The 3,627-nt window shown below is 70.1% G+C and carries 2 protein-coding genes and 1 pseudogene; all 3 read left to right on the forward strand.

What is annotated here, in order from left to right; all coding sequences use genetic code 11:
• A partial coding sequence (locus tag AC04L7_RS14455) for a DUF1631 family protein (RefSeq protein ID WP_475513266.1) occupies positions 1-730 on the forward strand: 730 nt, incomplete at its 5' end.
• A gap of 189 nt (positions 731-919) precedes the next feature.
• Positions 920-3,247 (forward strand): DUF1631 domain-containing protein, encoded by a 2,328-nt coding sequence (locus AC04L7_RS14460; protein ID WP_475513267.1) that lies wholly within the window; start codon positions 920-922, stop codon positions 3,245-3,247.
• Between the two features lie 74 nt (positions 3,248-3,321).
• Positions 3,322-3,627, forward strand: a pseudogene (locus AC04L7_RS14465) (NAD(P)(+) transhydrogenase (Re/Si-specific) subunit alpha); the annotation flags it as partial.

The raw sequence follows: 3,627 nt of genomic DNA on the forward strand, positions 1-3,627 counted from the left end.
GGCCAAGGACGCGGAAGCGGACCTGGTCGCGCGGTTCGCCTCGCAACTCGAAGACCGCCTGCAGCCGCAGGACGTCCCGGCCCCGATACGGCGGCTGCTGAAGGAAAGTTGGCCCGCCTATGCCGCGCGCATGGAGGGGCTGGGCAAGCCCAAGGCGGCCCCGATGATGCTGGATGGCCTGCTGCAGGCCGTCGCCGATGCCCACATCCGCGACGATGTGCGCGGCTGGCATGCGGCGATGGACTGGCTGCAACCGATGTGGATGGCCTCGGGGCAGTCGCGGGCCGCCATCGCGATCTTGCGCGAGCGGCTGTTCGATGCACTGGTGACCCCGCAGGCCGCGGCCACCGAGGCGGCCGTCGAACCGCCTGCGCCCGTCGTGCAGGCGCCATTGCTGCCCGGGTTGCTGGAAACCCACGAATGGGTCGAGGGGCTCGAGCATCTCGACCCGGTGATGACGGACTATTTCCAGCACTTGCGCGAAGGCAGCTGGCTGGACTTCGTCGACAAGGATCATCGCGTGCAGGCGGGCCGTCTGAGCTGGATCAGCCCCTTCTCGCGCCGCATGATGTTCGTCAGCCGCTCGGGTTCGCGCATCTGCGTGGCGTCGGTGCAGGAGCTGGTGGTGATGGCGCAGCTGGGCCGCGTGCGCATGCACCGCGACGAGGACGCGTTCTACAGCGCCATGCAGGGCGTGGTCGACCGCCTGGCCGCACCGGCACAGGCTTGATTGTGACAACCTCGCCCCCCATGCAAGCGGCGTGCCGCAACGGTTTTCTGCGCGGCGCCCTGTTGCGCAGCGTCAAACTGCCGATGCCATCACGGTAGTCCGTCAGCCGGATTTCCTACGATGTCGCTGCGGATCCCCGTCCGCATCCCCCCCACTCCCTTTCGCCCTCCGGGGCGGGGAACCCTGCGCATGTCGAACGTTCCCAACCTCGCCGACCGCCCCGGGCGCGATACGCGCCTGCTGGAGCAGGCACGCGATGCCGCGATCCCGCCGCTGGTGGATGCGTTCGCGGTCGCGTTGGGGCGTTTCGACGACGCCCTGTTCGACAGGGCGGAACGGGCCGGTCCCTCGCAGATGGCCTTCCTCGACGCCATGCGCGAACTGCGCCGTCGCCGCGAGGACATCATCGGCCGCTTCCGCGGGCAACTGCAGCGGTCTTGGAAKGCCTTCGAGGCGGGGCAGCCGGTGCCGAGCGAGCGGGTGTTCCTGGAGTCGGCGGAAGATACGCTCAGCCTGGTCTCGGAACAGGAACTCGAATCGCGCCTGGCCGTCCGCAATTTCGCCAGCGTGATCATGCGCGACTGCAAGCCGGTGCTCGCGCGGCTTGACCGACGGCTCGGCTGGATCGCCGGCGACATCACGCTGGATGCCGATCTCAACCCGATCGGCCCCGAGCATATCGGCGTGGCCGTGCACCAGGCGTTCGCTGCCTGTGACCTGGCGGCCGATGTCCGGCTGGTGGTGATCAAGCTGTGCGAGCGCGACTTCGTGCCGGCTATCGCCCGCATCTACGCCTCGCTCGACCAGCGCCTGATGCAGGTCGGCGTGATGCCGGAACTGCCGGCGCGCCGCGCGCCGTCGCCCTCGTCCGCGGGCGCGCCCGCGCAGGAGTTCGACGCCGTCAACGATGCGGCGGCCGATGGCGAGGACCCGGGGGCGCCGGCGTGGGCCGCGCGCTTCCTCAACCGCATGGCGGGCGTCAGCCGCGGACTGCAGGCCAGCCAGGCCGCGCCGGCTGCGAGCGCATTCGGCGATGTGCCGCCCGGCTACGGCGGGGCCCCCGGTGCCCAGGGCGTGCTGCTGGAAGCCCTGCACCATCTGCTGCAGGAATCACGCCGGGGTCGCGATGCCGGCGATGCGCCGCCAACGCGCGCGCCCGATCCGCGCCAGCGCGACCTGTCGCAGCGCGAAATGCTTTCGGTGCTGTCCCTGCTGCAGGCGTCGCCCAGCGCCACGCTGCGCGCAGCCATCGGCGACACCGGCGAGTCGCTCTCGCAGCGGCTCAAGAACGAAGTGCTCAGCAGCGCCACGCAACTCGGCGTGGATCCGTCGCAGGCGCGCCTCGCACCGGTCGATGAAGATGCCATCGACCTGGTGGGCATGCTGTTCGACGTGATGCTGGACGAGCGCGATCTGGAGGGCCGGCCGCGCGAGCTGATCGGTCGTCTGGTCGTCCCGTTCGTAAAGGTGGCCCTGCTCGACCGTCGCATGTTCGTGCAGAAGACCCATCCGGCACGGCGCCTGCTCAACGTGCTGGCAGAAGCCTGCGAGGGCAACAACGGCGAAAGCGCCGCCGAGCGCACGCTGCTGACCAAGGTCGAGGAAGTCGTCGATCGCCTGGTCGCCGAGTTCAACGAGAATCTCGCGATCTTCCTGACCCTGGAAGAGGAGTTCCGCGCGTACCTCGAGCAGCACCGCCGCCGTATCGAGATCGCCGAGCGTCGTGCCGCCGAGATCCAGCGCGGCCAGGAACGCCTGGAAGCCGCGCGTGCGCGCATGACGTCCGAGCTGGACGAGCGCCTCTCCGGCCGGCGCGTGCCGCAGGCCATCGAGGATTTCCTGCGCCAGCCGTGGGCGCACCACGTCACCATGACCGTCCTGCGCGAGGGCGACGAGGGCGACGGCCTGCGCGAAGCACTGGCGCTGGCCGACGGCGTGCTCGAGGAACTGACCGAAGCGCAGCGCCATGTGGTCGGCAAGCCGTGGCTGCAAGCCTGGCGTGCGCAGATGCTGAAGGTGTTCGCCAGCGTCGGCATGAACCAGGATGCGGCCGCCGGCGCGGTGGATGCGTTGCACGACACCCTGCAGGCCGTGGCTGCCGCGCGTCCGGACCTGGAGCGCGCGTTGCCCGAGCTGCCGCAGGTCGTGTTGCCCAAGCCCGTCGTGGAAGAGGAGAGCGCGTCCATCCAGCTGGTCGGCGGGGCGGATACGCTCGATTTCGACCACAGCGATGCGGACCATTTCCGCGGCCTGCCCATTGGTACCTGGCTGGATTTCATCGACAAGGACAACAAGGTGCAGGCGGGCAAGCTGTCGTGGGTCAGCCCGATCTCCTCGCGCCTGCTGTTCGTCAACCGCCGCGGCGTGCGCTTCTGCGTCGCCTCGCCCGAAGAGCTCGCGGCGATGGTGCGGTTGGGACGCCTGCGCACCCACCAGAGCGAGGACGCGTTCGACAGCGCCATGCAGGGCGTGATCGAGCGCCTGGAACCGGCGCCGTCGGCCGCCGCCCCGGCGTAAGGGAATCCGCGCCGCGCGGCCTTGCCGCGCTCTGTTAGCATCGCGGCACGGATGACCTAACGACGAGGGGCGCAATGGCGGTCGAAGTTCGGGTACTGAAGGAAACCGCCGAGGGCGAACGCCGCGTGGCCGCGACGCCGGAAACCGTGCGCAAGCTGATCGCCGCGGGCGCACGGGTGGCCGTGGAGCGCGGAGCGGGCGACGGCGCGGGCTTCATCGACAGCGCCTACGCCGACGCAGGCGCCGAACTCGTGGACGATGCGGGCCGCGCCGGCGCCGACCTGCTGCTGTGCGTGCAACCGCCGTCGGCCGGCGCCATCGAAGGCTTCAAGCGGGGCGCCACGCTGGTCGGCGTACTGCAACCCACTGCCGATCCGGCG

Source organism: Pseudoxanthomonas sp. LjRoot204_2 (genome assembly GCF_056175765.1).